Source organism: Sphingomonas sp. ACRSK (genome assembly GCF_022346685.1).
Classification (GTDB): Bacteria; Pseudomonadota; Alphaproteobacteria; order Sphingomonadales; family Sphingomonadaceae; genus Sphingomonas; species Sphingomonas molluscorum.
Genome location: NZ_JAKRNR010000037.1, coordinates 1 through 26,671, shown reverse-complemented (window position 1 = coordinate 26,671; position 26,671 = coordinate 1). Strand labels below are relative to the sequence as shown.

Here is a 26,671-nt window from a genome sequence, read left to right as displayed (position 1 = left end):
GATCGGCGGCAGCGGCTGGGCGAGCTCTGGCTCCTCGGCCAGCGGCGCGTCCGGGATCGCTTCGCCCGTGGTTGCGCCGGTCTGGGGCGCAGGTGCCGGCGCGGCTGCCGACGGGTTGGCCTGGGCAGACGGCGTGGCGGGCGGCATCGCCTCCAGCGGGGCATTAATGTCGCCGCTGAGGGGCGGAAGCGAGCTGTCGAACTCTGCCTCGGGAACGATGTCGCCCTGCGGCTGGGCGGCAGCGGCCTGCCTATCCTGGGTGCGCGTATCCGCGGGCCCTGCCGCAGGAGCGCCGCCGGCTGCGGTTGCAGGCGGTGCGGAGAGCTGGGCGACCGGAGCAGCGATCGCGGACGGCATCACAAAGGCACTGGCCAGCAGGCTCCAGTACAGCTGTCGACGAGAATCCCCCACTTGCTCCCCTTCACTCCCAGGCGCCCGCGCGCGCCCGTCCCCGGACCGCTCTAAACCCGTAACGAAGCAGCTTGGTTCCCGCCGGCTCCGGAATCGTTTCGGGTGCATCCAGATCGCGGCGGCGCGCGTTGCAGCCGGGACGATCGAAAGCGAGGAATGACAGATGACCGACGCCGCGACCCCTTCCGGCAGCGCGCCTGCCGCCGGCCAGAGCGCACCCGACGTCGATCCGACCGAGACCAAGCTCCACCCGGAACCCCATGAAGTCCCGGGGGTGGAATCGACTCACCCGTGGCAGCATCCCTGGGCCGCGTGGAAGTCCATCCTGAAGCGGGTCTACACGATGGACGGCTATCACAACCTGTCGCTGATGGCGGCGGGCGTCGCCTTCTACTGCTTCCTCTCCTTTGTGCCCCTGCTCGGCGCGATCGTGATGACCTATGGCCTGGTCGCCGACCCGAGCACCGTTGCCGAGCACATGAAGACGATCTTCGAACTGGTGCCGGCAGATGCGGCGCGGCTGATCTCGGACCAGCTGATCTCGGTCGCGACCACTGCCGCCTCCAAGGCCGGGCTGGGTCTCGCCATCGCGCTGTTCTTCTCCATCTACGGCGCGATGCGCGCGTCGAGCGCGATCATACAGGCGCTGAACGTGATCTATGAGGAGGAGGAGAGCCGCAACATCATCCAGACCACCCTCGCCTCCGCGTTGCTGACGGTGGGCGCGGTGCTGGCGGCGCTGGTCGGCCTCTTCTCGGCAGGTGCGCTCGGCTATCTGCAGACCGCGGTCGACGTACTGGGTCGCGCGGGCGTCATCACCATCCAGATCCTGACGTGGCTGGTCGCGATCGCCATCGCCAGTAGCACCTTCGCCTTCATCTATCGCTACGCGCCGGACCGGGCGCGGGCGCAGTGGCAGTGGCTGTCGATCGGGTCGGTCGCCGCGACGCTGCTGTGGGGCATCGCGACGCTGGGGTTCGGCGTCTATGCCGCGAACTTCGCCAACTACAACGCGACCTATGGGGCGCTCGGCGCAGTCGTGGTGCTGCTGATGTGGCTCTATGTCTCCTGCTACGCGGTGCTGATCGGTGCGGAAATCAACGCCGAGTCCGAACGCCAGACCGGCGTGGACTCCACGACCGGCCGCCCCCGCCCGCAGGGGCGCCGCGGCGCCACCATGGCCGACCAGCTGCCGAGCAAGCGCCAGCACAAGCCGCGGCGCGACAAGTATTGAGCGGACCGCCGCCACCCCGGCCGCATGGCCGGGGTGGCGGAACTCGACTCGCCTGCCGGGCGTAGTGGCGGCTCGAAGGGATCAAATCCAAACCTATGTTTAGCTGGAAGCACGAGGCGCAGGAGCGCCTGGAAGCGATGATGTTCGCCCATGTCGGCGAGCGCGACTTTCCGTGCGTCGGCGCCAAGGCCGCCCTCGCCAAGGGCACGCTGGAAGTGTTCGGCTGCACCCGCATCGACAGCGCCTGGGACGACGTGCGCATCCACGACGCGCTGCTGCGCTTTGCCCAGGCCTATCGCCGCGACAAGACCATGTACCGCAGCTTCGCCGTCGTCTTCGACGGCCCCGACGACCTGTCCGAGGCGGCGTTCGAGCGTGCGCTGTGGCAACGCGTCCAGTCGCTGTCCGACAAGGACGTGTGGCGGGGGCAGGAGTATGACACGCGCGTCAGCCCGGATCCGGAGAATCCCCATTTCTCCCTGAGCTTCGGCGGCGAGGCGTTCTTCGTCGTCGGCCTCCATCCCAACTCCAGCCGCCCTGCCCGACGGTTCGAGCGGCCGGCGATGGTGTTCAACCTCCACGACCAGTTCGAGCGGCTGCGCGCCGAGGGCAAGTACGAGAGCATGCGGGAGAAGATCCTGGTGCGCGACGAGGCGCTGGCAGGATCGCGCAACCCGATGCTGGCACCCCACGGCACGTCCAGCGAAGCACGCCAGTACAGCGGGCGCGAAGTCGACGCGGCCTGGCGCTGCCCGTTCCATTATTCCGGAGACGCCTGATTTCGACCCAAGTCATTCCCGAGCGCAGCGGCACCGCCTTTCGACTGGCGAAGGGCGAGACGCTGACGGTGATCGATCCGCGCGGCGAGCAGGTCGCCGACCTGCTGGCGTTCAACGCGCACGATCTGGACGAGGTGATCTCCTCCGGCCGGACGCTGGATTACGCGGAGACGATCTACCTCACCACCGGCCACCGGCTCTATTCGAACCGGTCGCAGGTGATGCTGGAGATCATCGAGGACACGGTCGGACGGCACGACTTCCTGCTGACGCCCTGCTCCTACGATACCTTCCACCATTTCTACCCGAAGCTGCCGCCGCATCGCGGCTGCTTCGGCAACCTGGCGGCGGCGCTGGAGCCCTATGGCATCGCGCCCGATCGCATCCCGGTGGCGTTCAACTGCTTCATGAACGTGCCGATCGACGGCGAGACGGGCAAGCTCAAGGTGCTGCCGCCGATCAGCAAGGCGGGCGACTTCATCCGCCTGCGCGCGCACATGGACCTGGTGATCGGCCTCACCGCCTGTTCGGCACCCGATTCCAACGGCGGCACGTTCAAGCCGATCCACTATCGCGTGGAGCCGGCGGGATCGGAAAGTTAGTCTAAGGTTAGGCCAACGCAGCCCGCTGCACCTTGGCTTCGCGCAGGCGGGAAGAAGGGCTGGAAGGGGTGCGGCGGCCATGCCGCGACTGAAGCAGCTAGCGCTCGTGTAGGACAGGCCCGGCGCGGGCATTCGTTTTCCCCCTCCCCGCCAGTGGACGGCGTGATGCACGCGTGCTCAAACGGACGCAGCAGTGCTTCGGCGCTGTTCTCTGGGGGGAGAATTGTCTTGTTGATCCTGTCTGTCATGGCCCTGCTTCTTCAAGCAGAGACCGCGGCGCCGCCATCGGGCCCGCAAAAGGCCCGCATCCTGGGGAGCCCGGCGCAGTGGTTCTCGGCGGATCATTATCCCGCGGAAGCCGCGGCTGCGCGGAAGGCCGGTCGGGTCTCTACCATCCTGCGGGTGGACGACCATGGTGCCGTTGCGGGCTGCACCATTTCGACGTCCAGCGGCTTCGCTCCCTTGGACAAGGGAACCTGCGACCTGATCGTCCAACACCTCTCCTTCTCGCCGGCCACCGACAGCGCGGGGCAGCCGATCGCCTCGGACTATCCCCTCAGCGTGACCTGGCACCTGGCAATCAACTTCGCTCGGGAAACAAGCCCGACGTGCCCGACCCTGCTCCCGATTACGCCTGAGACCGCCGCGCTTTCGCAGGAACAGATCGATCAGATGCACCTGCCGCCCGACATGCGGCTTTGCGCCTAGTACTCACCCAAGCTCAATCGCCGTCATCGCCACCAGCCACAGCACGAAAGCGGCCGGTGCGAGCAGAGTGCCCAAGGGCAGCCGGTCGGTGGCGGCGAGCGGGCGGCCGAGGACGCGGGTGACCAGCACCACCGCCAGCCCCAGCAGGCAGGCGAGCAGCAACACCATCGGCAGCGCGTGCCAGCCGAGCCAGACGCCGATGGCGCCGAACAGCTTGGGGTCTCCCCCGCCCAGACCCACCCGGCCACGCAGGCGGCGGTAGGCGGTTGCGACCAGCCATAGGGCCGCAAAGCCGGCGGCGCCTCCGATCAGCCGATCCGGAAGCGACGGCGGGATGCCGAGCAGCCCGGTCCCTAGTCCGAGAAGCGCCAGCGCAGCGGTGAGCGGATTGGGCAGCCAGAAGGCGCGCAGGTCGATCGCCGCGAGCGTGAGGAGCAGCCAGCCGAACACCGCCCCGGCGATCGCGGGAAGCCCCGGGGCGGCGAGCCCGCTCGCGAGCCCGATGGCGAGGCCGAGCAGCTCCACCACGAGATGGCTGGGAGCGATGCTGGCGCCGCAGCTTCGGCAGCGGCCGCGCTGGGCGACGAAGCTCGCCAGCGGCACCAGCTCGATCGCACGGAGCGTCCGCCCGCAACCGTCGCAGGCGGACCGGCCGACGAGGCTCGAACGCCCCTCCGGCCAGCGGATCGCGAGGGTAGCGATGAAGCTGCCGAACACCAGGCCGAGCAGCCCCAGGGCGGCGGGCCAGATCCAGGGATCAACCATGGGAAGTCGCGCCGGGGCTTAGATATCCTCTCCGGGATCGACGCCCCACAGGCGGGACTGCTCGACATAGCCGCCGCGCCCCTTCACGTCGAAATAGCACCAGCCGGCCGAACAGCGGCTGAGCCGACCGACGACGCCGGGTGCGGCGCGCCAGTCGACGTGCGCCGAGCCATTGGGTGCGGAGCGAAGCTCGACGAGCCCGCCGTTCACATAGCCGGTGCGCTGATCGGAAAGCAGGCCGACCTGCATCCAGCCTTGGGTGCCGTCCGGGTCCTCGACTTTGCGCCAGTCCTGGTAGATGTCGACCACCTTGATCGGCAGGTCGGCGCGGCGGAAAGTCCAGCTGACCGGATAGTTCTTGCCGGGGCCGGTGCGCATCCGTGCCTCGCCCGCGGCGATGGAGGCGTAATAGGGCGGCTTGCGCTTTTGCGCGGCTGCCTCGCCGGCGGGAAGCACCGCCGCGGCCAGCATCGCCGCTCCGCCAAGCCAAACCACCGAATGCCGCATGTGTCGTCCTCTGTTGTCCCCCGGGGCGCACCGTAGTGCGTTCGGGCCGCCGGCTTCAACCGCCGTGCGCACCCCAAGGCGAACATCTGGGCGGAACCTCAGCGCGGCCGATGCTTTGGTTGAATACCCCCAACCAAACCGGAGAAGCTGCCGTGAAGAAGCTGATTGCCCCTGCCCTGCTGCTCGCCTGCGCAATGCCGCTGGGCGCCTGTTCCACGCTGGCCGGTGCCGGCATCGGCGCGGCGGGCGGTGCCGGCGTTGCTGCGGCGACGAACGGCGATGTCGAGAAGGGTGCTGCGGTTGGCGGCGTCGGCGGCGCGGTCGTCGGAACGGTCGTGGACGACTGAGCCCGCACGGGCGCTCCCCGCGCCCGGGAGAAAGAAGGGCACGATCGCGATGGCGACCGTGCCCTTCTTCGCATCAGTCGCCGGTCAGGATGCGGTCGACCAGCTGCTTCACCGTCGGCACGAAGCCGTTCGAATAGAAGGGATCGCGCTTGAAGTTATAGGCGGCGTGGCCGGCGAACATCAGGTTGTTGTCGACGGGACCGCCATGGGCGATGTCCTGCAGCGTCTTCTGGATGCAGAAGCTGCGCGGATCGGCCAGGCGCCCGGTGGAGTTGGTCTCGGTATCCGCCCAAGACGAGAAGCTGCACTGGCTGAGACAGCCCATGCAATCGGCCTGATCCTTGCGGATGACCTGCTTTTCTTCGGGCGTCACGAACACCAGCGTATTGTCCGGCGTCTTGAGCGCGTCGGTGAAGCCCGCGCCGAACCATTCGCGCGCACGCAGCAGGTCGTTGCGGGTCACCCAGAAGTTCTTACCCTTCACGCCGACGTCGAGCTGGAAGCTGTGGTCGCCGGCTTCCTGCGTGGTGAAGGCGATCTGCCGATCGGAGCGTGCCTCCAGGCTGCGCAGGAAGGGATTGCGGACCGCGGACGAATAGAAGCCGGTCGGCGAGAAGCGGTGAAGAAGGACGTCGCCCTCCTCGATCTGCATCAGCCGCTGCTTCCACTCTTCGGGAATCGGGCTTTCCTGGGTCAGCAGCGGGCGCGTGCCGAACTGGAAGGCGATCTTACCGAGCTCGGGATTGTCGATCCAGTCGTTCCAGTCGCGCAGGTACCAGACGCCGCCGGCCATCACGATCGGCACGTCGTCGGAAATGCCGCCCTCGCGCATGGTGTCGCGCAGCGCCTTCACGCGCGGATAGGGGTCCTGGGGTGCGAGCGGGTCCTCGGCATTCGACAGGCCGTTGTGGCCGCCGGCCAGCCAGGGATCCTCATAGACCACCGCGGCGAGCCATTCGGCCGCCTTGGAATAGGCGCGCTTCCACAGCGCGCGGAAGGCGCGGCCGGAGCTGACGATCGGCAGATAGTGGACGTTGTGCTCGGCGGCGATCTCGCTGAGCTTGTACGGCATGCCCGCGCCGCAGGTGACGCCCGCAACCATGCCGCGGGTGCGCTCGAGCACGCCCTGGAGGACGCGCTGCGCGCCGCCCATTTCCCAAAGCACGTTGATGTTGATCGCGCCCTTCCCGCCGGCGATCTCCCAGGCGCGCTTCACCTGCTGCACGGCGCCCTCGATCGCATATTCGACCAGCTCCTCGTGGCGTTCGCGGCGGGTGAGCGCGCGATAGACCTGCGGGATGATCTTGCCCTCGGCATCATAGCTGTCGGCGTTCACTGCCGAGACGGTGCCGATGCCGCCCGCTGCCGCCCAGGCACCCGCAGACGCGTGGTTGGTGGCGGCAACGCCCTTCCCTCCCTCGACCAGCGGCCAGACCTCACGGCCGTTGTAGCTGATGGGGGACAGACCTTTGAACAAACCAACCTCCGAATGATGCCCGACGAACCTGCGCGGCGGACCAGCGATGCCGCGCCTTTACTGCTCAAATTCCTGGCGCGCGAGAGAATTACGCTTGGGGGGACAACGCCCCCGGCTTGCCCATCGCCTGCTCGTAGAGCGCGGCATAGGCCGCAATCATCGTCTTCTCGTCGAACAACGCACGAGCGCGCGCCTGGTTCGCGGCGCCCACGCGGCCGCGCGCGGCCGGGTCCTGCGCCAGCACCTGGAGCCGGTCGCGCAGGTGCACCTCGTGCCGGTCGATGCCCATGTAGGGGGTGTTCTCCTCGGCGACCATCTGCGGGATGTCGCCGACCGGGGGGGCTACCACCGGCAGGCCGGCGGCCATCGCCTCCATGACGGAGATCGGCTGCTGCTCGCTTTTGGACGACAGCGCGAAGATGTCGAACAGACCCATGTAGCGATGCGGCTCGGGCAGGAAGCCCGGCAGGTGGACGCGGTCCTCGATCCCCATCGCCTCGGCCGCGTCGAGGATCGCCTGGCGCTCCGGCCCGTCGCCGACCAGCACCAGCTGCACGTCCTCGACGATGCCGCCGACGGCACGCACCAGCAGCGGCAGGTCCTTCACGTCGCGGAAGCCCGCCAGTGAGCCGATCACGACCTCGCCGGGATTGCGGCGGAAGCCGGGGATCGCGTCGGGCGCGCAGCCTGCGGCGTATTTCTCGACCGGGATGCCGTTGCCGATGCGATGGACGCGGGCGCGCGGCTGGCGCCAGGTCTCGAGCGCGATCTCCTCCAGCGCATGGCTCGGCACCACCAGCGCATGGGCGGCGCCGAGCGCGAAGCGGCGGTACATGTTGCGCACGGGGCTGAGCCGCTGGGCCTCGTCCTCGTTGAAGCCGTCTTCATGGTGGACGACGGGCGGCATGTTTTTGCCGAACGCGCGCCGCGCCATCACCCCGTCGATCGCGCCCCAATTGTAGGTGAGCACCAGGTCGAAGCGCGACGCATAGCGGGCGATCGCTTCGTAGCGCGCGACCGAGGGCTTGCCGGTGAGCGGGGGCGGGTTCTGCGCGATCTCGTAGCGGATGCCCTTGGCGATCCAGTCGCGCGCGCCGGTCTGCTCGGACACGCCCGAGACGATGGTGTGCACGGCGCGGTCGCCCCAGGCGTTCATCAGCCGGACGGCGCGCTGTTCCTTGCCGCCGGGCGCGAAGCTGGAGTGGAGGTGGAGGATACGGACGGGCATCGGGGGACCTTCAGGCGAGGCGGGCGAGGAGGCGGTCGATCGCGGCGGCGGCCTCCGGCTCCTCCAGCGTCGGCGCGTGGCCGGTGTTCGGGACGGTGACTAGCTCTGCCTCGGGCAGGCGCTCGGCCATGCGCCCGGCGACTTCGGCCGAGAGGATGTCGGAGCGGTCGCCGCGGAGCAGCGCCACGGGTTTGCCGCGCAAAGCGTCGAGCGCGGGCCACAGGTCCGGGCCGGCTTCGTTGCCGGGCACGCGGAAGGGCTCGGCGATCTTCATGTCATAGTCGAGCAGGATCCGCCCCGACGAATTGAGCCGGTACAGGCGCTTGGCCATGACGAGCCAGTCGGCGATGTCGTAGGTCGGGTAGGTATCAGCATGGGCCTCGGCGAGCGATCGGGCGGCGTGCATCCAGGTCGGATGCCACAGCTGGCGGCCGACATAGCTGCGGATGCGGCCGAGACCCGCCGGCGACAGCTCGGGCCCGACGTCGTTGAGGAGCGCGCCCGCCACCCGCTCGCGCTCGGTGGCTGCGAGCAGCATGGTGAGGATGCCGCCCATCGACGTGCCGAACAGGATCACCCGGTCGAGCTGGAGCTGGCCGAGCAGCGCGTCGATGTCCTGCAGGTAGGTGAGCGGGACATAGGTCATGGGATCGCGGGCATAGGCGCTCTCGCCGCGCCCGCGCATCTCCGGCACGATCACCCGCCAGTCGCCGGACAGGCGGGCCGCCACGCCCTCGAAATCGCGGGCGTTGCGGGTGAGGCCGTGGAGGCAGAGGATCGGCGGGCGGTCGGCACGGCCCTCATAATCGCGGAAGTGCAGCCGGAGCCCGTCGTTGGACCACCAGAAATCATCCTGCCAGGCGCCGGCACGGGGCGGGTTGCGTCTGTCGGTCATCGCTCCCCATATCGCCGTATGGCCAATCGCTCGCAACCCAATCCGTCGCCCGTCCCCTATCGGCCCGAACCGGCGATCCTGGAGCTCGGCCCCGAATTTTACGATCCGGTGGCGGCGGCGGACTTCCCCAAGACCATCCTGCGGTTCCGCAACGATCGCGCGGCGGCGAGCGTGGGGCTCGACACGCTCGACGACGCCGAGTGGATCGCGCATTTCGGACGCTTCCAGCCGCTGGCGGACAACCTCCAGACGCCGCTGGCGCTGCGCTATCACGGGCACCAGTTCCGCTCGTACAATCCGGACCTGGGCGACGGGCGCGGCTTCCTGTTCGCGCAGATGCGCGACGACCGCGGTCGGCTGATGGACCTGGGCACCAAGGGATCGGGGCAGACGCCGTGGAGCCGCTTCGGCGACGGGCGGCTGACGCTGAAGGGTGCGGTGCGCGAGATCCTGGCGACCGAGATGCTGGTGGCGCTGGGGGTCGAGACCAGCCGGACCTTCTCCGTCATCGAGACTGGCGAGGAACTGACGCGGGGCGACGAGCCCTCCCCCACTCGCTCTGCGGTGATGGTGCGCCTGAGCCACGGGCATATCCGCATTGGGACGTTCCAGCGCCTCGCCTATCACCAGGACGCGGAGTCGATGGAGCGGCTGGTCGGCTATGTGCTGCGCCACTTCTATGGCGAGGAGCCGGGCGAGGACGGGCCGGTGCGGCTGCTCGACCATGTGGTGACCCGTACCGCCCGGCTGGCGGGCCAGTATATGGCGGCGGGGTTCGTTCATGGCGTGCTCAACACCGACAACATCAACGTGACGGGCGAGAGCTTCGACTATGGCCCGTGGCGCTTCGCGCAGACCTGGGACCCCGCGTTCACGGCCGCCTATTTCGACCATGCCGGGCTCTATGCGTTCGGGCGCCAGCCGGAGGCGATCTACTGGGATGCAATGCAGCTGGCAGTGGCACTGCGCACGCTGGTGGATTCCGAGCCGCTGATCGCGGTGCTCGAGCAGTTCGCGCCCCGCTACCAGGAGGCGGTGCGCGCGGCGATGCTGTGGCGGCTGGGCGTCACCCCGCGCGGAGAGGCCGAGGATCGCACGCTCGTCGGGCAGATGGAGCTTGCCTTGCGGGAGACGAGCGCACCGGTGGACGCCTTCTTCCACGACGCGTTCGGGGGGAGCCTGCCGGATGAGCCCCGCTACGGCGAAGCCTTTGCCGCGGTGCGGGCGGCGCTCGCCGGCTATGCGCCGCGCAAGCCGCGCGACCACCCGCATTGGGACGCGGCGCCGTGCAAGCTCTCGATCGAGGAAGTGGAGGCGATCTGGGCGCCGATCGCCGAGGCGGACGACTGGTCGGCGCTCCACGACAAGGTGGCGCAGATCCGGCAGCTGGGCGAGGCGCTGCGCTAGACGGGGCGCCGGGGCTGGCGAACTGGCATCCGTCGCGGCTTTGAGGCACACAGGTTCTCGCGCTTCACCACGAGGGCCAATGAGCGACACCGAACTCGTCTCGACCGAACCCGCGACCGGCGCCTTTCTGTGGCGCGGCGCCTGCGGCAACGTCGACGCGGAAGTCACCCAGGCGCGCGCGAGCTGGCCGGCCTGGGCAGCGCAGCCCCTGTCCTATCGCGCGGAGGCCTTGCGCCGCTTCGCCAACGTGGTGCGCGCGCGTGGGGAGGACTTTGCCGACCTGATCGCGCGCGAGACCGGCAAGCCCCTGTGGGAAGCACGCGGCGAGGTGGAGGCGGTGATGGCGAAGGTCGACGTGTCGATCTCCGCCTTTGCCGAGCGCACCGGCCAGCGCCGGCTGGACGCACAGATGGGCTCGCGCCTGGCGTTGCGGCACAAGCCGCACGGGGTGCTGGCGGTGGTGGCGCCGTACAATCTACCCGCCGACATCCCCAACGGCCACATCGTGCCCGCGCTGCTGGCGGGCAATGCGGTGGTGTTCAAGCCTTCGGAAAAGACGCCGGCGACCGGCGCCTTCCTGGTCGACTGCTATCGAGCGGCGGGCATCCCGGAAGGCTGCGTGCGGCTGCTGATCGGCGGGCGGGAGACCGGCCAGGCCCTGTCGGAGCACCCGCTGATCGACGGGTTGCTGTTCACCGGGTCGGCGCGCACCGGCCTTGCCCTCAACCGCCGCTTTGCCGAGCATCCGGAGAAGATCCTGGCGCTGGAGATGGGCGGCAACAATCCCATCCTGGTGTGGGACACGCCCGATCTCTACACGGCCGCGGTGCTGGTGGTGCAGTCCGCCTTCCTGGGCGCGGGGCAGCGCTGCACCGCCGCGCGCCGGCTGATCGTCGACCAGCGGCTCGCCGATCCGCTGCTGGAACAGGTCAATGCGCTGATCGACCGGATGATCATCGACGTGCCCCATGCCGATCCCGCCCCGTTCATGGGCCCGATGATCGACAATGATGCGGCCGATCGCCTCACCGAGCGGTTCCTGAACCTGTCGGGCAAGGGCGGCCGCCCGATCCGCTACCTGGAGCGACCGGTCGAGGGGCGCCCCTTCGTCACCCCCGCCTTGGTCGACATGACCGAGGCGAGCGAACGCCCGGACGCCGAATTCTTCGGGCCGTTGCTGCAAGTCATCCGTGCCGAGAGCTTCGAGGCGGCGGTCGCGGAGGCGAACAACACCCGCTACGGCCTGTGCGCCACGCTCGTGAGCCAGGACCCCAGGCGCTACGACGCCTTCTGGGCGAACATCCGCGCGGGCGTCATCAACTGGAACCGGCCGACCACCGGCACCTCGCCCAAGGCGCCGTTCGGGGGCCTGGGCTGGTCCGGCAACCACCGGCCGGGCGCCTTCTACGCGGCGGACTATTGCGCCTACCCCGTCGCCTCGTCGGAGGCCGAGCAGGCGCGCGCGTCCATCGGCGTCGGGTTGCGCGACGGCTGAGCGCAAGGCTCGCAAAGTTTCGCTAGGGGCAGGCGAAGCAAGGGTGGCGTTGCGGCCGCGCACGCGACCCGCCATTTGCAAAGCATGCCGACGCTACTCGATCCGCACGCGCGTGGGCGCGTCATCCTCGTGGGCGCAGGACCCGGCGATCCCGGCCTGCTGACCGTGCGCGCAGTTGAGGCGCTGAAAAGCGCCGACGTGGTGGTGCACGACGGGCTGGTGGACGCGCGGGTGCTCGACATCGCCCCTGCCGCCGCCCAGCGCATCTCGGTCGCCAAACGCCGTTCGCGCCACACGCTGCCGCAGGAATCGATCAACACGCTGATCGTGGCGCATGTGAAGACCGGCGCCATCGTCGTGCGGCTGAAGGGCGGCGACCCGTTCATCTTCGGCCGCGGCGGCGAGGAGGTCGAAGCGGTGCGGGCGGCAGGGCTTCCGGTGGAAGTGATCCCCGGCGTGTCGGCAGCACTGGGCTGTGCGGCGGGCGCGATGCTGCCGCTCACCCATCGCGACTGGTCTTCGGCGGTGAGCTTCGTCGCCGGCCAGTGCAAGGGGCTGACAGATCAGGACTGGTCGGGGCTTGCCGGCAAGGGCCGCACGCTGGTGATCTACATGGGCGTGGCGACGGCCGAGGCGATCGCGGACAAGCTGATGGCGGACGGTGTCGCCCCGGACATGCCTGTGGCGGTGCTGGAGCGCGGCACGCTGCCGGGTGCGCGGGCGCTGCGGACGCTGCTGGCGGACCTGGGGCCGATGGTCGGGCGTGAGGGCGTGCAGAGCCCGGCGGTGATCGTGGTGGGCGAAGTGGTCCAGCTGGCGGATGCAGAGGACAAGCTGGGCGCCTGGGCGACCGCAGCGGAGGCAATGGCGTGAAGATCCTGACGGGCAATGATCTGGCGAGCGGCGACGTGGTGTGGTGGACCGGCAATGGCTGGTCCCGGCACCTGGAGGACGCGGTGGACGTCGGCAGCAATGGCGAGGCGATTGCCCATGTCGAGGAAGCCGCGCTGCGCGTGAACGTGCCCTATGTGATCGACGCGGAGGCGACTGCCGAGGGCCCCCGCCCCGCGCATATCAAGGACCGCATCCGGGCGCTCGGCCCGACGGTGCGGCCCGACCTGACGCTGAAGCCTGCCGATCCCGATGCCGGAAGCTGGGTGATCTGAACAACTGCCGCGGCGCCAACCGGCGCGCGATCCCGGCGAATGCCGGTGTGACGAGGGTAGCATGTACAAGTACGACGAATATGACCGCTCCATCGTCGAGGGCCGGATCGCGGAGTTCAGCGATCAGGTCGCACGGCGCCTGTCGGGGCAGATCACCGAGGACCAGTTCAAGCCGCTGCGGCTGATGAACGGCCTGTATCTTCAGCTGCACGCCTATATGCTGCGCGTGGCCGTCCCCTATGGGACGATGGACAGCCGCCAGATGCGGATGCTTGGCCATATCGCGCGCACCTATGACCGGGGCTACGGCCATTTCACCACGCGCCAGAACCTGCAGTTCAACTGGATCAAGCTGGAGGATACGCCCGCGATCCTGCGCGAGCTGGCGACCGTCGAGATGCATGCCATCCAGACCAGCGGCAACTGCATCCGCAACATCTCGTCCGACCAATATGCCGGCGCTGCCGCCGACGAGGTGACGGACCCGCGCCCCTGGGCCGAGCTGCTGCGCCAGTGGTCGACCTTCCACCCCGAGTTCACCTACCTGCCGCGCAAGTTCAAGATCGCGGTGATCGCGGCCGACGAGGATCGCGCGGCGATGCGGCTGCACGACATCGGACTGCAGATCATCGAGCGCGACGGCAAGCTGGGCGCGGCGGTGTATGTGGGCGGCGGCATGGGCCGCACCCCGATGATCGCCTCGCTGATCCGCGAGTTCGTGCCGTTCGAGGACTTCGTCAGCTATCTGGAGGCGTGCCTGCGCGTCTACAATCGCTACGGACGGCGCGACAACATCTACAAGGCGCGGATCAAGATCCTGCTCCACGAGATCGGCGCGGACGAATATCGCCGCCAGGTCGAGGAAGAGTTCGTGGCGGTCAAGGCGCTGGGGATCGACCCGCCGCAGGCCGAGTTCGACCGCATCGCCGCGCATTTCGCGCCGCCGGCGTTCGAGCAGGGCCTGCCGGACGCGCTCGACCGCAGCGATCCGGACTTCGCTGTGTGGCTCGACCAGAACGTCAAGGCCCACAAGCAGCCGGGCTATGCCATCGTCAACATCAGCCTGAAGCCGACCAAGGGCATTCCGGGCGACGCCACGGCCGACCAGATCGACCGCATGGCCGCGCTTGCCGACCGCTACAGCTTCGACGAGCTGCGCGTGACCCATGCGCAGAACATCGTCCTTCCGCATGTCCGCAAGGCCGACCTCTATGCGGTTTGGCAGCAGCTGGTGGAGGCGGGTCTCGCCGAGGCGAACCTGGACCTGATCGGCGACATCATCGCCTGCCCGGGGCTCGATTATTGCAGCCTCGCCAATGCGCGCTCGATCCCGCTCGCGCAGAAGATCGCCGGACGCTTCGCCGACCTGGGCCGCCAGCGCGACCTGGGCGAGCTGAAGCTCAAGATCTCGGGCTGCATCAACGCCTGCGGCCACCATCATGCCGGCCACATCGGCATCCTGGGCGTGGACCGGAAGGGCACGGAGAATTTCCAGCTGTTGCTGGGCGGATCGGGTGCCGAGGACGTGAGCCTGGGCAAGATCACGGGCCCGGGCTTTTCCGAGGACGGGGTGGTCGACGCGATCGAGCGCGTGACCGACCGCTATCTGGCCGAGCGCCATGAGGGCGAGCGCTTCGTCGACACATACCGGCGCATCGGCATGGAGCCGTTCAAGGAGGCGATCTATGGCTGAGCTGACCACCAATCCGGCCGACGCGGGCTTCCTGCGCTTTCGCGACGATGCGCCGCATGACGAGCCGGCGGTGACGCTGGACGCGTTCCTGGGCCAGTCGAACGCCACGGCCGTGCGGCTGGAGGCGGGCGACGATGCGCGGGCGCTGCTCCCCTATCTCGACCGGATCGCGCTGGTGGAGGTGAGCTTCCCCAAGTTCCGCGACGGGCGCGGCTATTCGTCGGCGCGCGTCCTGCGCGAGGCCGGATATGAGGGCGAGCTGCGCGCGCAGGGCGACGTGCTGGTCGATCAGCTGCTGCCGATGCGGCGCTGCGGCTTCGACAGCTTCGCGCCCGAGGCACCGATCGACCAGGCGACCGCCGAGGCAGCGCTGAGCCGCTACGCGCACTTCTACCAGCGGGCGGCCGACCCGGTGCAACCGGTCTGGAAACTGCGTCATGGCTAATGCAGCGCTGCGCATCGTCGATCGGCTGGACGTCGCGCCGCGCTTCACGCTGGCGGATGCGGCACGGCTGAACGAACGGTTCCGGGGCGTCGACACGCAGGAGATGCTGCGCGTGGCGCTCGGCGAGGGGCTGCTGGGCGAAGTCGCGGTGGTGTCGTCGTTCGGGGCGGAGTCGGCGGCGCTGCTGCACCTGGTGGCGAGCGTCGACCGGTCGGTGCCGGTGCTGTTCCTCGACACCGGCAAGCATTTTGCCGAGACGATCGCCTATCGCGACGAACTGGTGCGCTTCCTGGGGCTCACCGACCTGCGCATCCTCCAGCCCGATGCCGAGCGGCTGGCGGCGCGGGATGAGAGCGGGTTGCGCTGGTCCTATGACCCGGATGGCTGCTGCGAGATCCGCAAGGTCGAGCCGCTTGCCCGCGGGCTGGCCGGGTTCGACGCGAGCTTCACCGGGCGCAAGGCGTTCCAGGCGGCGACGCGCGCGAACCTGCCGCGGTTCGAACTGGATGGCGACCGGCTGAAGGTGAACCCGCTCATCACCTGGTCCAAGGAAGAGCTCGACGCCTATTTCGCCGCGCACGACCTGCCGGTGAACCCGCTGGTGGCGATGGGCTATCCGTCGATCGGCTGCCAGCCGTGCACCAACAAGGTGGCGCCGGGCGAAGACCCGCGCTCCGGCCGCTGGAGCGGCTGGAACAAGACCGAATGCGGGATCCACACCCCCATTCCGGACGGCGACCCGAACCAGCCCGTCTTCTGACCGTCGCGGCTGCGGCCGCGGTTTTTCCCCTCGCGCCCTCAGTGCTCTCGCAGAAGCGGGAGGCTGGGGGCGTTTGCGTATCCTTCTGAACGGTCGGCGCTCTCGTGGTTGTGGGAGGGCGTTCGCGCGTCTGCTGGGCGTGGACGAGCCTGTGGATAAGTTGTTGGCAGTCGGTGAGCGACACGTTGGTCCCGCGTGGATCAGGGGTCTAATTTGACGATGGACAGGCTGTGCATGGGTCGTGCGCAAGCCTGTGGACTCGTGGTGGACAGCATGTGCAAAGGCCTGTGGATAACCTGTGGGTAGGCCGTGCGCGGGAACGGGCAGCGATCGGTGAATGATCGCTGCACAAGCTGTGGATAAGTTGTGGAGGGACACCTCCGCGGCGGCCGAGCATCGCGGGTGTCTGTGGGTAGCCGGCAGGTGCCCCAAGCGAGACGGCGTACCCCGGCGGAGGCCGGGGCCCAGTTGGGATGATGGTGCCGGGGCGCGCTGACATCGACAATACTGCGGCTGGACCGTGGGGTTGCCGTGACCTTCGCCGACACCCTCATCGTGCTCCTGCGCAGGCAGGAGCCCAGGGTTCCGGGACTCCGCGAGCAGTCGTTCTGCTTGGCCCTGGATTCCTGCTTGCGCAGGAATACGGCGGGATCGGGCCGCTGTTGCGACGTTCGCAGCGGTGTCGTCGCGGGCGGCTGGACGGTGGTGCGAAGGTGCGCCCACGTCTGATGACGCCGCAACTGGGCCCCGGCCTTCGCCGGGGTACGCCTGCGGCCTGGACGGTGACTGGACCTAGCGGGTGCCGGGGCTAGCGGACGTGTTTCCGAGGTAGCGACCGCCTCCCTCGGCTACTCCCGCCCGCTCACGGATGCCGGCGCGGGATGCCGTGGCGGGCGGCGAGCGCCTCCAGGATCGCGTCGCGGGTGTCGGCGAAGCGCACGCCGTTCGCCTCCCCCGTCGCGAGTTCCGTCGGCGCGTCGTCGGCGAGGATCAGCAGGGGAAACGACTGGTGCGCCCCCCCACCAGCGCGACCACTCGCTCGCGCGGGCGAGCCCAGGCGACGTGCTCGACGTCGAGGCGCTCGCGCAATTGTGGATACGCGGCGAGCACGCCTTCGATCACGATGCAGTCGAAGCAGAAATAGTGCGCGTCCGGGTAGGCAGGATCGGTGCTCGCCGGATCGATCAGGATCAGCCGGTCGCGCGTCCCCTGCCCCGCCTCACTCATTGTCGAAGCTGCCATAGCCTTCGCCGACATAGTCGCTGAAACGCGTGATCGTCGGCTCGAACTTCAGCGTCACCTTGCCGGTGGCGCCGTGACGCTGCTTGGCGATGATGAGCTCGGCGAGACCATAGACGCGCTCCATGTCGACCGCCCATTTCGCGTGATCCTCGAACACGCGCGCGTCGTCGCCGTCGCGCGGGCGCTTGGGCTCCTTGGCGGCGACGTAATAATCCTCGCGATACACGAACCAGACCATGTCGGCGTCCTGCTCGATCGAGCCGGACTCGCGAAGGTCGGACAGCTGCGGGCGCTTGTCCTCGCGCTGCTCCACCGCGCGGCTGAGCTGGGAGAGCGCGATCACCGGCACGCCGATGTCCTTGGCGAGCGTCTTGAGGCCGCGGCTGATCTCGGAGATCTCGTTCACGCGGTTGTCGGAGCGGCCGGTGCCCTGCAGCAGCTGGAGATAGTCGACCACCACCAGGCCGAGCTGGTCGTCCAGGCGCCGATGGAGACGCCGCACGCGCGTGTGCAGGCCGCTGATCGAAAGGCCGGCGGTGTCGTCGATGTAGAGCGGCAGCGATTCGAGGTCGGCTGCGGCATCGGCGAGCTTCACGAACTCCGCCTTGCTGATCTTGCCCATGCGCAGCGCTTCCGAGCTGATGCCGGACTGTTCGGCGAGCACGCGGGTGGCGAGCTGGTCGGCCGACATTTCGAGGCTGAAGAAGGCGACCTTGGCGCCGACCGACTTGCCCTTTTCGACGCCGGCGCGCTGATCGTCCATGAAGCGGCGCGCGGCGTTGAAGGCGATGTTGGTGGCAAGCGAGGTCTTGCCCATGCCCGGACGCCCGGCGAGGATGATCAAGTCGGAATGGTGCAGACCACCGATCCGCGAGTTCACGCTGTCGAGGCCGGTGGTGACGCCCGACAGGCCGCCGCCCGAGTTGAGCGCGCGATCGGCCATCTGCACGGCCATGGTCGTCGCCTGGGCGAAGCTCTTGACCGTGTTGGCGGTCGTGCCCTCGGCGGCGACGCGGAACAGCGCCTCTTCCGCCTGCTCGATCTGCTTGCGGGGATCGATCGTCTGGCTGGTGTCGAGCGCGTTCTCGACCAGCGTCGTGCCGACGGTGATCAGCGCACGCAGCTGGGCGAGGTCGTAGATCTGCTCGGCGAACTGCTTGGCGCCGAGCAGGCCCGCGCCGCTGCCGGTGAGCTGGGCGAGATAGCCGGGGCCACCCAGCTCGCGCATGCCGGCGTCGTCCTCGAACAACGGGCGCAGCGTGACCGGGTTGGCGAGCATGTTCTGGCGGCGGACGTCGCGGATCTTTTCGAAGATGCGGGCGTGGACGGGTTCGAAGAAATGGTCCGGCTCGAGTCGCTCGACGATGTCGTCGGCCAGCCGGTTGTCGATCATCATGGCGCCCAGGAGCGCCGCTTCGGCCTCCACGTTCTGGGGAAGGCGCGCAGCCGGGGACGGAGCGGACGAGCCGCCGATATGTGCAAGTGTGGCCATGGGCCTGCTTTTCCCAGACGCGGCCGCCAAGCTCAAGCGACCCCAAGCGAAACATCTGTGGACAGGTGCGTTTTGCCGGCTTGGGCGTTGCCAACGCGCGCCAAACGGCTAAGCGCTGCTCCACCATGGCCGATCCGCGGATCATCGACGTCTCGCTCGACGAGCGCACCATTCTCTGGCGCAACGCGGACGTCGAGCAGGAACGGCGGATCGCGATCTACGACCTGCTGGAGGGCAACCGCTTCGCACCGCAACGGGTGCATGCCGACGGCTATGCCGGGCCGTACCGCGTGCGCCTGCGCGTGGAGGACGGGCGGCTGGCGATCGACATCCGTCGCGCCGACGACACGCCGCTGGAGACGCTGGTGCTGGGCCTTGCCCGCTTCCGCCGGCCGATCCGCGACTATTTCGCGATCTGCGACAGCTATTACCAGGCGCTGCGTCAGGCGACGCCGCAGCAGATCGAAACCATCGACATGGCGCGCCGGGGTCTCCACAACGAGGGCGCCGAGCTGCTGATCGAGCGGCTCGCCGGCAAGATCGAGATCGATTTCGATACGGCGCGCCGCCTTTTCACGCTCATCTGCGTGCTGCACATCAGGGGTTGAATTCAGGGAATGCGGGTTTTGAAGGCGGTGCTCGCCATCGCGGCGGCGCTGTGCCTCGCGGGGGCCGCGGGCTGGCACTATGCGACCGACTGGCGGCCCTCGACGGGGGAATATCCGGTGCAGGGCATCGACGTGTCGGAGGAGACCGGGCCGGTCGACTGGCTGACGGCGCGCGCCCGCGGCGTCGACTTCGCCTATGTCCGCGCGATCGGCGACGGCACGCGCCGCGACCGGCTGTTCCAGTCCAACTGGGCGGCGCTGGGGGAAGCAGGCATCCGCCGCGGCGTGATCCACCAGTTCTCGCTGTGCCAGCCGGCAGAGGCGCAGGCCGACGCGTTCGTCACCTTCGTGCCGCGCGCGATCGACGCGCTGCCGACGGTGCTGGAGTTGGAACTGGACGAAGGCTGCGCCCGTCGCCCGGAGCGCGCGCAGGTCCTTGCCGGCATTCGCCGCTTCCTGGAGGTGGTGGAGCACCACACCGGTTCGCCGATGCTGCTCAAGGTCTCCGAGCCGTTCGAAAAGGCCTATGCGGTGAGCGGTGCCGTCGACCGGCCGCTGTGGGCCGCTCAGGAGTTCTTCGCGCCCCTCTATCTGGCACGTCCGTGGCGGATGTGGCAGGCGAGCACCATCCGGCGGATCGACGGCGTCGACCGCCCCGTCCATTGGGATGTCGTTGCACCATGACCGATACCGAAGCCCTGATCGCGGCGGCACGCACCGCCGCCCGCAACGCCCACGCGCCCTATTCGCGCTTCGCCGTCGGCGCCGCGCTGCGCATGACCGACGGCAGCGTCATCACCGGCGCCAATTTCGAGAATGCGAGCTACGGCCTGTCGCTGTGCGCGGAGACGGTGGCGGTTGCGACCGCCAGCGCGCAGGGGCGACTGGGCGAGATCGCCGAGGTGGCGGTGATCGGCGGGATGATGGTCGACGGCGTCGCGACCGGCGACGTGCCGGTGCGGCCGTGCGGGCGCTGCCGGCAGGTGCTGAACGAGGCGGCGCAGATCGGGCGGCGGGACTTGCGCGTGTTCTGCGCAGGTGCCGAGGGCGATGCCGTCGAGGAGCACCGGCTGTCGGAGCTGCTGCCGCATGCGTTCGGGCCGGCGGACCTGGGGCTGTAGGGGCGCCGCGAGCGTACCCCGGCGAAGGCCGGGGTCCAGGTGGGGTGATCTAGCCGGATCATGCCTCACGGCGGCCTTCCCGACTGGGCCCCGGCCTTCGCCGGGGTACGGGTTTGAGTGGCGAGAGTCAGGCTGCTCCTGACACATTCTCGGTGCTCCCGCGAAGGCGGGAGCCCAGGGCACCAGGCATTATCAGCCGTTTCTCTGCTTGGCCCTGGATCCCGCCTTCGCGGGGATACGACGGAGCGTGGGCGTTACGCCGCGACTTCGGATGCTTCCGTGGTCCAGCCGAGGTGCGGCAGCGTGATCGACCTCCGGCCGGACAGGTCGGTGCGGCACACGAACAGCTCACGGCTCTCGATATAGGCGACCAGCCGCTTCACCCGGCCCATCGAGCTGGTGCCATAGGTGCGCGCGATCTCCTCGTCGCTCGGGCATGGCTCGCCGGCGCGGGCGGCGCGGGCGATCAGCAGGAACGGTCCGAGCATGTCGTCGGGCAGCGATGCGGCGAGTTGGAGCGCGTCGCCCCACTCGGCTTCCGGCGACTCGAAGATGCCGGCGCGCGCGCACGACAGGCGGCGGGTGAAGCCCGGCAGGTCGAGCGGCGGGCGCGACAGCCCCGCCATGCGGCAGCGCACGCCGAAGTCCTGGTAAAGCATCGCCGCCGGGCGCTGGGCCGCGTCGTCGTCGGACAGGATCGCGCGCAGCACGTCGGCGATGATCGTGTCGGTCTCCTCCTCCGAACGCTCTGGCAGCGCCGGGGTCGCGATCGGACCGGCCGGGCGCTCGATCGCCGCCATCACCTCTTCGGGAGGCGGCGCCCGGCGGACCGGCATCGGCAGCGGCAGCATCTCCTCGACCGGGGCGAGCAGCAGGTCCTTGATGTCGGCGACCTGGCCGGAGGGGAGCGGCGTCAGCTTGGGGCTGCCGCTGCGCGCCGAGGTCTCGACCGCGCCGATCCGCACCGCCACCGGGCGGCGCGTGACGGCCGGGCCGAGCGCGAGGAAGGTGCCGCGCTGCAGATCGCGGATCTGCTCGGCCTGCCGTCGCTCCATGCCCAGCAGGTCGGCGGCGCGTGCCATGTCGATGTCGAGGAAGGTGCGGCCCATCAGGAAGTTCGACGCCTCTGCCGCGACGTTCTTGGCCAGCTTGGCGAGACGCTGGGTCGCGATGACGCCGGCCAGGCCGCGCTTGCGACCGCGGCACATGAGGTTGGTCATCGCCGACAGCGACGCACGGCGCACTTCCTCCGCCACCTCACCGCCGGTGGTGGGGGCGAACAGCTGCGCCTCGTCCACCACGACGAGCGCGGGATACCAATGCTCGCGGGGCGCATCGAACAGCGCCGAGAGGAACGCGGCGGCGCAGCGCATCTGGCCTTCCGCCTCCAGCCCTTCCAGGCTGAGGACGACGGAGGCGCGATGCTCGCGGGCGCGGGCGGCGAACTTCGCGACTTCGCGCTCGCTGTGGTCGACCGCATCGATGACGATGTGGCCATAGGCGGCGGACAGGGTGACGAAGTCCCCTTCCGGGTCGATCACCACCTGCTGGACGTGGCGCGCACTGCGTTCGAGCAGGCGGCGCAGCAGGTGCGACTTGCCCGAGCCCGAATTACCCTGAACCAGCAGGCGGGTGGCGAGAAGTTCTTCGAGATCAATCGGAACCGGCTTGCCGGCCGGATCGGTTCCCATGTCAACGGCAACGGTCATGCCGGCGCGTTTGGACGATGGTGGGGGGCTGCGGCAAGGGGGATGCGACGGTTTTCGCGGGTGGCATCGGGGCCCATCGCATTCACCCTCCCCGTTTGTCTCGAGTAGGGATCGAGCTTGTCGAGAGCCCGTATCGAGAGAGCCACCGCGGGCGCCCTCTCGATACGCCGTCTCGACAAGCTCGACGGCTACTCGAGGCAAACGGGTGTCAGGAACAGGACGGTCGGTGTCAGGCGAACAGCTGTCCCACCAGCGCCCCCACCGAGGCGATCGCCTGGTCCGCCTTTTCCGGCGCCACCCCAGGCGCATCCAAATAGCAGGCGATCAGGATCGGCTTGCGGCTCGGCGGCCAGGCGATGGCGATGTCGTTGGCCTGCCCGTTGCCGCTGGTGCCGGTCTTGTCGCCGACTCGCCAGTTCTTGGGGAGGCCGGCGCGCAGCCGCTTGTCCCCGGTGCGGCAGCCGATCATCCAGTCGGTCAGCTGCTTGCGCGAGGCCGGCTGGAGCACGTCGCGGGTCAGCAGCGCCGCCACCAGCGTCGTCATCGCCATCGGCGTGGTCGTATCGCGGAGTTCACCGGGCTTGTAGTCGTTGAGCTCGGGCTCGACGCGGTCCAGCCGGGTGATCGTGTCCCCTGCCGAGCGCAGGAAGCGCGTGAGGCCGGACGGGCCGCCGAGCTGCGGCAGCAGCAGGTTGGCGGCGGCGTTGTCGCTCCACTCGACGGCAGCGGCGCACAGCTCCGCGAGCGTCATCTGCCCGCGCGGCAGGTTCTCACGCACCACCGGGGCATAGTCGAGGAGATCGCCTTGCGTGAACCGGATCGGGCGCTGGAGGTCGAGCTCGCCGCGGTCCGCCCGCGTGAGGATCGCAGCGGCAAGCGGCACCTTGAAGGTCGAGCACAGCGGATAGCGAGCCAGCGGGTCGAGCCACAGGCGCCGCCCGGTGCCCGTGTCCAGCACCGACACGCCGAGGCGGCCGCCTGCCTCGCTGGCGATCGCGGCGAGCGGATCGGCGGGGGCGGCGAAGGCGGCGCTGCCCAGCGCCTCCAGCCAGGTCGGCAGCAGCACCGCGGCCGCGGCGCCGGCGACGAAGTCACGCCGCCGCATCAGCGCCGCCTCGCGTCGGCTTGCACGCCGGGCATACGCACCGTGAGGCCGTCGAGCGCGTCGGAGAGCGTGATCTGGCAGGCGAGCCGGCTGGTGCGCGTGGCGCCGGGGGCGAAATCGAGCATGTCTTCCTCTTCCTCCGACGGCGGCGGCAGCAGCTCCGCGAACTCGGGCGCGACGATGACGTGGCAGGTCGAACAGGCCATCTGCCCGTCGCACGTGCCCTCCAGCGGCTGGCCATAGGCTTGGGCCAAGTCGAGCAGCCGGTCGCCAGCGGCACCGCGCGCTTCCTCGATCGCGCCGTCGACGCCGATGAAGCGGACGATCATGCCGCCACCTTCTGCGCGCGCGCCGCTGCGTCGATCCGGGTGATGGCGTTCAACAATTCCTCCTCGCTGGTGGTGCGGCCAAAGCCGATGCGGATGCTCGACCGTGCCTCCGCGTCCGACAGGCCGATGGCGCGAAGCACGTGGCTCGGCCGGCCCGAGCCGCTGGCACAGGCGGAGCCGGCGGAAAAGGCGATGTCGCGCAGGTCGCTCATCAACCGCGCCACGTCGAGCCCTGCGCGCCGCAGGTTGAGGTTGCCGCGGTAGCGGTGCTCGGTCGAGCCGTTCACCCGCCAATCGGATCCAAATGTGGCCAGTGCCGCCTGAGCGAGCCGGGCGACGTGCGCCGCGTCCTCGTCGTGCCGCTCCACCGCAAGCTTGGCGGCGGCGCCGAAGCCGGCGCAGAGCGCGGGCGAGAGCGTGCCGGAACGCCCCGGCGCTTCCTGGCCGCCGCCGTGGAGCAGCGGCGCGAGCGGCACGCCGTCGCGGACCCACAGCGCGCCGATACCCTTGGGCCCGTGGATCTTGTGGGCGGAGACCGCGACCAGATCGCAGCTGTCGGGAATGGGTACGCGGCCATAGCCCTGCACCGCATCGCACAGGAACCGCGCGCCGGCGGCGTGGGCGAGTGCGGCGAGCTCCGCGATCGGCTGGATCACGCCGATCTCGTTGTTGACCAGCATCGCCGCCACCAGGCCGGTGCCGGGCCGGATCGCGCGGGCGGCTTCGTCCAGGTCGACGCGGCCGTCGGCGCCGACCGGGAGGATGGTGACCGGGCGGCCCTTGCGTGCCTCGGCAGCGACGGTGTCGAGCACGGCGGCGTGCTCGGTCGTGAGCGTCACGATCGGGCCTTGGGTGCCCTGGATCGCCCAGTTGAGCGCCTCGGTGGCGCCCGAGGTGAAAGCGACACGGCCCCCGTCCGGCAGCAACCTGGCCACCTGCCCGCGCGCTACTTCCACGGCGGCGCGGGCGGCGCGGCCCTCACGATGGGGGGAATGCGGGTTGGCGTGCTGGCGCTCCAGCCAGGGGAGCATCGCGGCGAGCGCCTCGGGCGCGAGCGGGGTCGTCGCCTGATAGTCGAGGTAGCTCATGCGGCGCGCGCCCGGGCTTCCCGCGCGATTGGGGTCCAGGCATCGGCGAAGCGGCGGACGTCCTCGGCTCGGGTGTTCCAGCCGAAGCTCACCCGCACCACTTCCCGCGCCGCCTGCGCTTCCCAGCCCATCGCGCCCAGCACGTGGCTGGGCTTGAGGCTGCCGGACGAGCAGGCGCTGCCGGCGGACACCGCGATGCCGCTGCCGTCGAAGCGGATCAGCTGCGCGGCGGAGGCGACACCCGGCATGCGATAGGCGGCGATGGTGGCGAGGCGGGGTGCCTCCCCGGCGACGACCTCCCCGCCTTCCGCGATCACCCCCGCGTCGAGCGCCGCGCGCCATTCGGTCGCCTGCTCCAGCCACTCGCACGGCGCTTCCAGGGCGGCTGCGAAGCCGAGCACCCCCGGCAGGTTCTCCGTCCCGCCGCGATAGCCCTGCTCCTGGCCGCCCGTGGGTTCGAGGGTCGCGAAGTCGCGCACCAGCAGTGCGCCGATGCCCGGCGGCCCGCCGAGCTTGTGCGCGGACACCGCGATCAGGTCCGCGTCCGGCAGCGGGAGCTTGCCCGCCGATTGCGCGCAGTCCGCGAACAGCAGGTCCCCGCGCGCGCGGATCTCGGTGGCGAGGGCGTCGAGCGGCTGGAGCACGCCCGTCTCCGAATTGGCCGCCTGGATCGCGAACAGCCGCCGTTCGCCGGAGGGATCGGGCAGCACCACCCGCCCCGCCACATCCACCGCCAGCCGCTCCGCATCGCCCGCGGCGCGCAGGACGGCATCATGCTCGGTCGGCGACACGGCGATCCGCACGCCCTTTGCCCGCCCGAGCGCCAGCGCGATCGCCTCGCTCGCGCCGCTGGTCAGGATCACCTCGTGCCGCCAGCCGAGCGCCGCGGCGATGCGGGCGCGGGCATCCTCCAGCATGCGGCGCGCGGCGCGCCCCTCGGCATGAGGAGACGAGGGGTTCGCCCAGCGCGCCATGCCCTCTGCCACCGCGGCGATCGCCTCCGGCCGCATCGGGGTTGTCGCGGCATGATCCAGATAGAGTCGTTCGGCCAAGAATCGTTCCGATTGCGCGGGAAAGCTTGCCGCCTATATAGCGCGCAGCTTGCTGCGCCCAACCGCGCGCCCCATTTCTCTCGGCAGGAAACCCATGCCCGAAGTCATCTTTCCCGGCCCGGAAGGGCGCCTCGAAGGTCGTTTTGCCCCCGCCCCGCGCCCGCGCGCACCCGTGGCGATGATCCTCCACCCGCATCCCAACGCCGGCGGCACGATGAACAACCGCATCGTGCAGGAGCTCTACAAGACGTTCCAGCGCCGCGGCTTCGCGACGCTGCGCTTCAATTTCCGCGGCGTCGGCAAGAGCCAGGGCACGTTCGACAATGGCGTCGGCGAGCTGTCGGACGCGGCTTCCGCGCTCGACTGGGTGCAGAGCTTCCACCCCGAAGCGCAGACGACCTGGGTCGCAGGTTTCGGCTTCGGCGCGTGGATCGGTATGCAGCTGCTGATGCGCCGCCCCGAGATCCGCGGCTTCATCTCGATCGCGCCGCCGGCGAACATGTTCGACTTCACCTTCCTGGCACCCTGCCCCTCCTCGGGCATCATCATCCAGGGCGAGGCGGACGAGGTGGTGACGCCGGCTGCGACCCAGAAGCTGGTCGACAAGCTGCGCACGCAAAAGCACATCACGATCCACCACGACGTGATCCCGGGCGCGAACCACTTCTTCGAGCACGAGATGCCGGAGCTGATGGGCAGCGTGGACCGCTACCTCGACATGCGGCTCGACCCGAACTCGCCGATCCGCTGACCTGCAAGCCCGGGGGCGCCACCCGTCCCCGGGCTTCCAACACATGATTGCGGCGCCTGCGCGCGCGGTGTAGGCGCGCCAGCAATGCGCGCGACGTCCGATCCCATCTCGTCGTATCGCGCGTCCCGCCGGCCCCGCACGATCGCGCTGCTGCTGGCGGTCGGGATCAACGTCCTGATCCTGATCATGCTGCTGACGCTCGCGCCGCGGCTGTTGCCGCCCCCGCCGCCCGAGGCTGCGCCCCCCGTCTTCGAC

The 26,671-nt window shown here is 69.5% G+C and carries 27 protein-coding genes and 2 pseudogenes; 16 read left to right on the top strand and 13 right to left on the bottom strand.

All coding sequences use genetic code 11. The features are described 5' to 3' along the window. Nucleotides 1-357, bottom strand: a pseudogene (locus tag MHZ35_RS15610) (hypothetical protein); the annotation flags it as partial. Between the two features lie 217 nt (nt 358-574). Here MHZ35_RS15610 and MHZ35_RS15605 point away from each other — a divergent pair. The 4 genes from MHZ35_RS15605 to MHZ35_RS15590 all read left to right on the top strand — a co-directional run bounded on the left by MHZ35_RS15605 (nt 575) and on the right by MHZ35_RS15590 (nt 3,734). Then, nucleotides 575-1,645 carry a YihY/virulence factor BrkB family protein gene (locus tag MHZ35_RS15605; RefSeq protein WP_164521232.1) on the top strand — a complete coding sequence of 357 codons (1,071 nt, stop codon included), beginning with the start codon at nt 575-577 and terminating at the stop codon, nt 1,643-1,645. A gap of 95 nt (nt 1,646-1,740) precedes the next feature. Next, the gene (gene gntA, locus MHZ35_RS15600) at nt 1,741-2,424 is read left to right on the top strand and encodes a guanitoxin biosynthesis heme-dependent pre-guanitoxin N-hydroxylase GntA (RefSeq protein ID WP_239436483.1); all 684 of its coding nucleotides are present in this window, start codon (nt 1,741-1,743) and stop codon (nt 2,422-2,424) included. Next, the gene (locus tag MHZ35_RS15595) at nt 2,424-3,026 is read left to right on the top strand and encodes a DUF1989 domain-containing protein (RefSeq protein ID WP_446741060.1); all 603 of its coding nucleotides are present in this window, start codon (nt 2,424-2,426) and stop codon (nt 3,024-3,026) included. Before gntA ends, MHZ35_RS15595 begins: the two co-directional genes overlap by 1 nt. 153 nt (nt 3,027-3,179) lie before the next feature. After that, complete coding sequence (locus MHZ35_RS15590) at nt 3,180-3,734, top strand: TonB family protein (protein ID WP_239436482.1); 555 nt, start codon at nt 3,180-3,182, stop codon at nt 3,732-3,734. 3 nt (nt 3,735-3,737) lie between these two features. Here the strand turns inward: MHZ35_RS15590 and MHZ35_RS15585 are convergent, their stop codons facing one another. Beyond that, a complete protein-coding gene (locus MHZ35_RS15585) occupies nt 3,738-4,499 on the bottom strand; it encodes a prepilin peptidase (protein WP_239436481.1) in 762 nt (253 codons plus the stop codon). An 18-nt stretch (nt 4,500-4,517) separates the two neighbouring features. Beyond that, nucleotides 4,518-5,006: an SH3 domain-containing protein gene (locus MHZ35_RS15580; protein WP_239436480.1), complete on the bottom strand. Its 489-nt coding sequence runs from the start codon at nt 5,004-5,006 to the stop codon at nt 4,518-4,520. 152 nt (nt 5,007-5,158) lie between these two features. On the opposite strand from MHZ35_RS15580, the gene MHZ35_RS15575 reads away from it, so the two are divergent. After that, nucleotides 5,159-5,353: a hypothetical protein gene (locus tag MHZ35_RS15575; RefSeq protein WP_206432181.1), complete on the top strand. Its 195-nt coding sequence runs from the start codon at nt 5,159-5,161 to the stop codon at nt 5,351-5,353. A gap of 73 nt (nt 5,354-5,426) precedes the next feature. Here the strand turns inward: MHZ35_RS15575 and MHZ35_RS15570 are convergent, their stop codons facing one another. The 3 genes from MHZ35_RS15570 to MHZ35_RS15560 form a co-directional block, all read right to left on the bottom strand. Continuing rightward, nucleotides 5,427-6,830 carry an NAD(P)H-dependent flavin oxidoreductase gene (locus tag MHZ35_RS15570; protein WP_239436479.1) on the bottom strand — a complete coding sequence of 468 codons (1,404 nt, stop codon included), beginning with the start codon at nt 6,828-6,830 and terminating at the stop codon, nt 5,427-5,429. Nucleotides 6,831-6,918: 88 nt separating this feature from the next. After that, complete coding sequence (locus tag MHZ35_RS15565) at nt 6,919-8,058, bottom strand: glycosyltransferase family 4 protein (protein ID WP_239436478.1); 1,140 nt, start codon at nt 8,056-8,058, stop codon at nt 6,919-6,921. A gap of 10 nt (nt 8,059-8,068) precedes the next feature. After that, complete coding sequence (locus MHZ35_RS15560) at nt 8,069-8,953, bottom strand: alpha/beta fold hydrolase (RefSeq protein ID WP_239436477.1); 885 nt, start codon at nt 8,951-8,953, stop codon at nt 8,069-8,071. Nucleotides 8,954-8,971: 18 nt separating this feature from the next. Here MHZ35_RS15560 and MHZ35_RS15555 point away from each other — a divergent pair, with 18 nt between their 5' ends. The 7 genes from MHZ35_RS15555 to MHZ35_RS15525 all read left to right on the top strand — a co-directional run bounded on the left by MHZ35_RS15555 (nt 8,972) and on the right by MHZ35_RS15525 (nt 15,919). Beyond that, complete coding sequence (locus MHZ35_RS15555; RefSeq protein WP_239436476.1) at nt 8,972-10,360, top strand: protein adenylyltransferase SelO family protein; 1,389 nt, start codon at nt 8,972-8,974, stop codon at nt 10,358-10,360. Between the two features lie 79 nt (nt 10,361-10,439). After that, nucleotides 10,440-11,855: a succinylglutamate-semialdehyde dehydrogenase gene (gene astD, locus MHZ35_RS15550; RefSeq protein WP_239436475.1), complete on the top strand. Its 1,416-nt coding sequence runs from the start codon at nt 10,440-10,442 to the stop codon at nt 11,853-11,855. 84 nt (nt 11,856-11,939) lie between these two features. Further along, on the top strand, nt 11,940-12,728 hold the full coding sequence (cobA, locus tag MHZ35_RS15545; protein WP_239436474.1) for a uroporphyrinogen-III C-methyltransferase: 789 nt from the start codon (nt 11,940-11,942) through the stop codon (nt 12,726-12,728). Further along, nucleotides 12,725-13,021, top strand: a complete 297-nt coding sequence (locus MHZ35_RS15540; protein WP_125960361.1) for a DUF2849 domain-containing protein — start codon at nt 12,725-12,727, stop codon at nt 13,019-13,021. The genes cobA and MHZ35_RS15540 overlap by 4 nt, the downstream gene beginning before the upstream one ends. A 61-nt stretch (nt 13,022-13,082) precedes the next feature. After that, nucleotides 13,083-14,714, top strand: a complete 1,632-nt coding sequence (locus MHZ35_RS15535; protein WP_239436473.1) for a nitrite/sulfite reductase — start codon at nt 13,083-13,085, stop codon at nt 14,712-14,714. Further along, entirely contained in the window at nt 14,707-15,159 is a 453-nt protein-coding gene (locus tag MHZ35_RS15530; RefSeq protein ID WP_239436472.1) for a DUF934 domain-containing protein, read from the top strand. The genes MHZ35_RS15535 and MHZ35_RS15530 overlap by 8 nt, the downstream gene beginning before the upstream one ends. Beyond that, the gene (locus MHZ35_RS15525; protein ID WP_239436471.1) at nt 15,152-15,919 is read left to right on the top strand and encodes a phosphoadenylyl-sulfate reductase; all 768 of its coding nucleotides are present in this window, start codon (nt 15,152-15,154) and stop codon (nt 15,917-15,919) included. The genes MHZ35_RS15530 and MHZ35_RS15525 overlap by 8 nt, the downstream gene beginning before the upstream one ends. 862 nt (nt 15,920-16,781) lie before the next feature. On the opposite strand, the pseudogene MHZ35_RS18205 reads toward MHZ35_RS15525, so the two are convergent. Both MHZ35_RS18205 and MHZ35_RS15515 read right to left on the bottom strand, forming a co-directional pair. After that, nucleotides 16,782-17,146: pseudogene (locus tag MHZ35_RS18205) on the bottom strand (DUF3088 domain-containing protein). Beyond that, nucleotides 17,139-18,653 (bottom strand): replicative DNA helicase, encoded by a 1,515-nt coding sequence (locus MHZ35_RS15515; RefSeq protein WP_239436469.1) that lies wholly within the window; start codon nt 18,651-18,653, stop codon nt 17,139-17,141. The pseudogene MHZ35_RS18205 and the gene MHZ35_RS15515 overlap by 8 nt, the downstream one beginning before the upstream one ends. 125 nt (nt 18,654-18,778) lie before the next feature. Between MHZ35_RS15515 and MHZ35_RS15510 the strand changes: the two genes are divergently transcribed. The 3 genes from MHZ35_RS15510 to MHZ35_RS15500 are packed head-to-tail and all read left to right on the top strand — an operon-like array spanning nt 18,779 to nt 20,382. Beyond that, a complete protein-coding gene (locus MHZ35_RS15510) occupies nt 18,779-19,261 on the top strand; it encodes a UPF0262 family protein (RefSeq protein WP_239436468.1) in 483 nt (160 codons plus the stop codon). 9 nt (nt 19,262-19,270) lie between these two features. After that, nucleotides 19,271-19,945 carry a glycoside hydrolase family 25 protein gene (locus tag MHZ35_RS15505; RefSeq protein ID WP_239436467.1) on the top strand — a complete coding sequence of 225 codons (675 nt, stop codon included), beginning with the start codon at nt 19,271-19,273 and terminating at the stop codon, nt 19,943-19,945. Then, nucleotides 19,942-20,382 carry a cytidine deaminase gene (locus MHZ35_RS15500; protein ID WP_239436466.1) on the top strand — a complete coding sequence of 147 codons (441 nt, stop codon included), beginning with the start codon at nt 19,942-19,944 and terminating at the stop codon, nt 20,380-20,382. The genes MHZ35_RS15505 and MHZ35_RS15500 overlap by 4 nt, the downstream gene beginning before the upstream one ends. A 254-nt stretch (nt 20,383-20,636) precedes the next feature. On the opposite strand, the gene MHZ35_RS15495 is transcribed toward MHZ35_RS15500, so the two are convergent. The 5 genes from MHZ35_RS15495 to MHZ35_RS15475 all read right to left on the bottom strand — a co-directional run bounded on the left by MHZ35_RS15495 (nt 20,637) and on the right by MHZ35_RS15475 (nt 25,665). Further along, a complete protein-coding gene (locus MHZ35_RS15495) occupies nt 20,637-22,091 on the bottom strand; it encodes an ATP-binding protein (protein ID WP_239436465.1) in 1,455 nt (484 codons plus the stop codon). A 229-nt stretch (nt 22,092-22,320) separates the two neighbouring features. Beyond that, on the bottom strand, nt 22,321-23,196 hold the full coding sequence (gene bla, locus MHZ35_RS15490) for a class A beta-lactamase (RefSeq protein WP_239436464.1): 876 nt from the start codon (nt 23,194-23,196) through the stop codon (nt 22,321-22,323). Beyond that, a complete protein-coding gene (locus tag MHZ35_RS15485) occupies nt 23,196-23,525 on the bottom strand; it encodes a 2Fe-2S iron-sulfur cluster-binding protein (protein ID WP_239436463.1) in 330 nt (109 codons plus the stop codon). Before MHZ35_RS15485 ends, bla begins: the two co-directional genes overlap by 1 nt. Next, a complete protein-coding gene (locus MHZ35_RS15480; protein WP_239436462.1) occupies nt 23,522-24,613 on the bottom strand; it encodes a cysteine desulfurase family protein in 1,092 nt (363 codons plus the stop codon). The genes MHZ35_RS15485 and MHZ35_RS15480 overlap by 4 nt, the downstream gene beginning before the upstream one ends. Beyond that, nucleotides 24,610-25,665 (bottom strand): cysteine desulfurase family protein, encoded by a 1,056-nt coding sequence (locus tag MHZ35_RS15475; protein ID WP_274616045.1) that lies wholly within the window; start codon nt 25,663-25,665, stop codon nt 24,610-24,612. Before MHZ35_RS15475 ends, MHZ35_RS15480 begins: the two co-directional genes overlap by 4 nt. A gap of 94 nt (nt 25,666-25,759) precedes the next feature. Here MHZ35_RS15475 and MHZ35_RS15470 point away from each other — a divergent pair, with 94 nt between their 5' ends. Continuing rightward, nucleotides 25,760-26,416, top strand: a complete 657-nt coding sequence (locus tag MHZ35_RS15470; RefSeq protein ID WP_125960375.1) for an alpha/beta hydrolase — start codon at nt 25,760-25,762, stop codon at nt 26,414-26,416. Nucleotides 26,417-26,671: the final 255 nt, after the last annotated feature.

Coding starts and splice junctions, on each gene's coding strand:
- MHZ35_RS15605 (WP_164521232.1), top strand. CDS start 575: ATGACCGACGCCGCGACCCCTTCCGGCAGCGCGCCTGCCGCCGGCCAG.
- gntA (WP_239436483.1), top strand. CDS start 1,741: ATGTTTAGCTGGAAGCACGAGGCGCAGGAGCGCCTGGAAGCGATGATG.
- MHZ35_RS15585 (WP_239436481.1), bottom strand. CDS start 4,499: ATGGTTGATCCCTGGATCTGGCCCGCCGCCCTGGGGCTGCTCGGCCTG.
- MHZ35_RS15580 (WP_239436480.1), bottom strand. CDS start 5,006: ATGCGGCATTCGGTGGTTTGGCTTGGCGGAGCGGCGATGCTGGCCGCG.
- MHZ35_RS15565 (WP_239436478.1), bottom strand. CDS start 8,058: ATGCCCGTCCGTATCCTCCACCTCCACTCCAGCTTCGCGCCCGGCGGC.
- MHZ35_RS15560 (WP_239436477.1), bottom strand. CDS start 8,953: ATGACCGACAGACGCAACCCGCCCCGTGCCGGCGCCTGGCAGGATGAT.
- MHZ35_RS15555 (WP_239436476.1), top strand. CDS start 8,972: ATGGCCAATCGCTCGCAACCCAATCCGTCGCCCGTCCCCTATCGGCCC.
- astD (WP_239436475.1), top strand. CDS start 10,440: ATGAGCGACACCGAACTCGTCTCGACCGAACCCGCGACCGGCGCCTTT.
- cobA (WP_239436474.1), top strand. CDS start 11,940: ATGCCGACGCTACTCGATCCGCACGCGCGTGGGCGCGTCATCCTCGTG.
- MHZ35_RS15535 (WP_239436473.1), top strand. CDS start 13,083: ATGTACAAGTACGACGAATATGACCGCTCCATCGTCGAGGGCCGGATC.
- MHZ35_RS15530 (WP_239436472.1), top strand. CDS start 14,707: ATGGCTGAGCTGACCACCAATCCGGCCGACGCGGGCTTCCTGCGCTTT.
- MHZ35_RS15525 (WP_239436471.1), top strand. CDS start 15,152: ATGGCTAATGCAGCGCTGCGCATCGTCGATCGGCTGGACGTCGCGCCG.
- MHZ35_RS15515 (WP_239436469.1), bottom strand. CDS start 18,653: ATGGCCACACTTGCACATATCGGCGGCTCGTCCGCTCCGTCCCCGGCT.
- MHZ35_RS15510 (WP_239436468.1), top strand. CDS start 18,779: ATGGCCGATCCGCGGATCATCGACGTCTCGCTCGACGAGCGCACCATT.
- MHZ35_RS15505 (WP_239436467.1), top strand. CDS start 19,271: ATGCGGGTTTTGAAGGCGGTGCTCGCCATCGCGGCGGCGCTGTGCCTC.
- MHZ35_RS15500 (WP_239436466.1), top strand. CDS start 19,942: ATGACCGATACCGAAGCCCTGATCGCGGCGGCACGCACCGCCGCCCGC.
- MHZ35_RS15495 (WP_239436465.1), bottom strand. CDS start 22,091: ATGACCGTTGCCGTTGACATGGGAACCGATCCGGCCGGCAAGCCGGTT.
- bla (WP_239436464.1), bottom strand. CDS start 23,196: ATGCGGCGGCGTGACTTCGTCGCCGGCGCCGCGGCCGCGGTGCTGCTG.
- MHZ35_RS15485 (WP_239436463.1), bottom strand. CDS start 23,525: ATGATCGTCCGCTTCATCGGCGTCGACGGCGCGATCGAGGAAGCGCGC.
- MHZ35_RS15480 (WP_239436462.1), bottom strand. CDS start 24,613: ATGAGCTACCTCGACTATCAGGCGACGACCCCGCTCGCGCCCGAGGCG.
- MHZ35_RS15470 (WP_125960375.1), top strand. CDS start 25,760: ATGCCCGAAGTCATCTTTCCCGGCCCGGAAGGGCGCCTCGAAGGTCGT.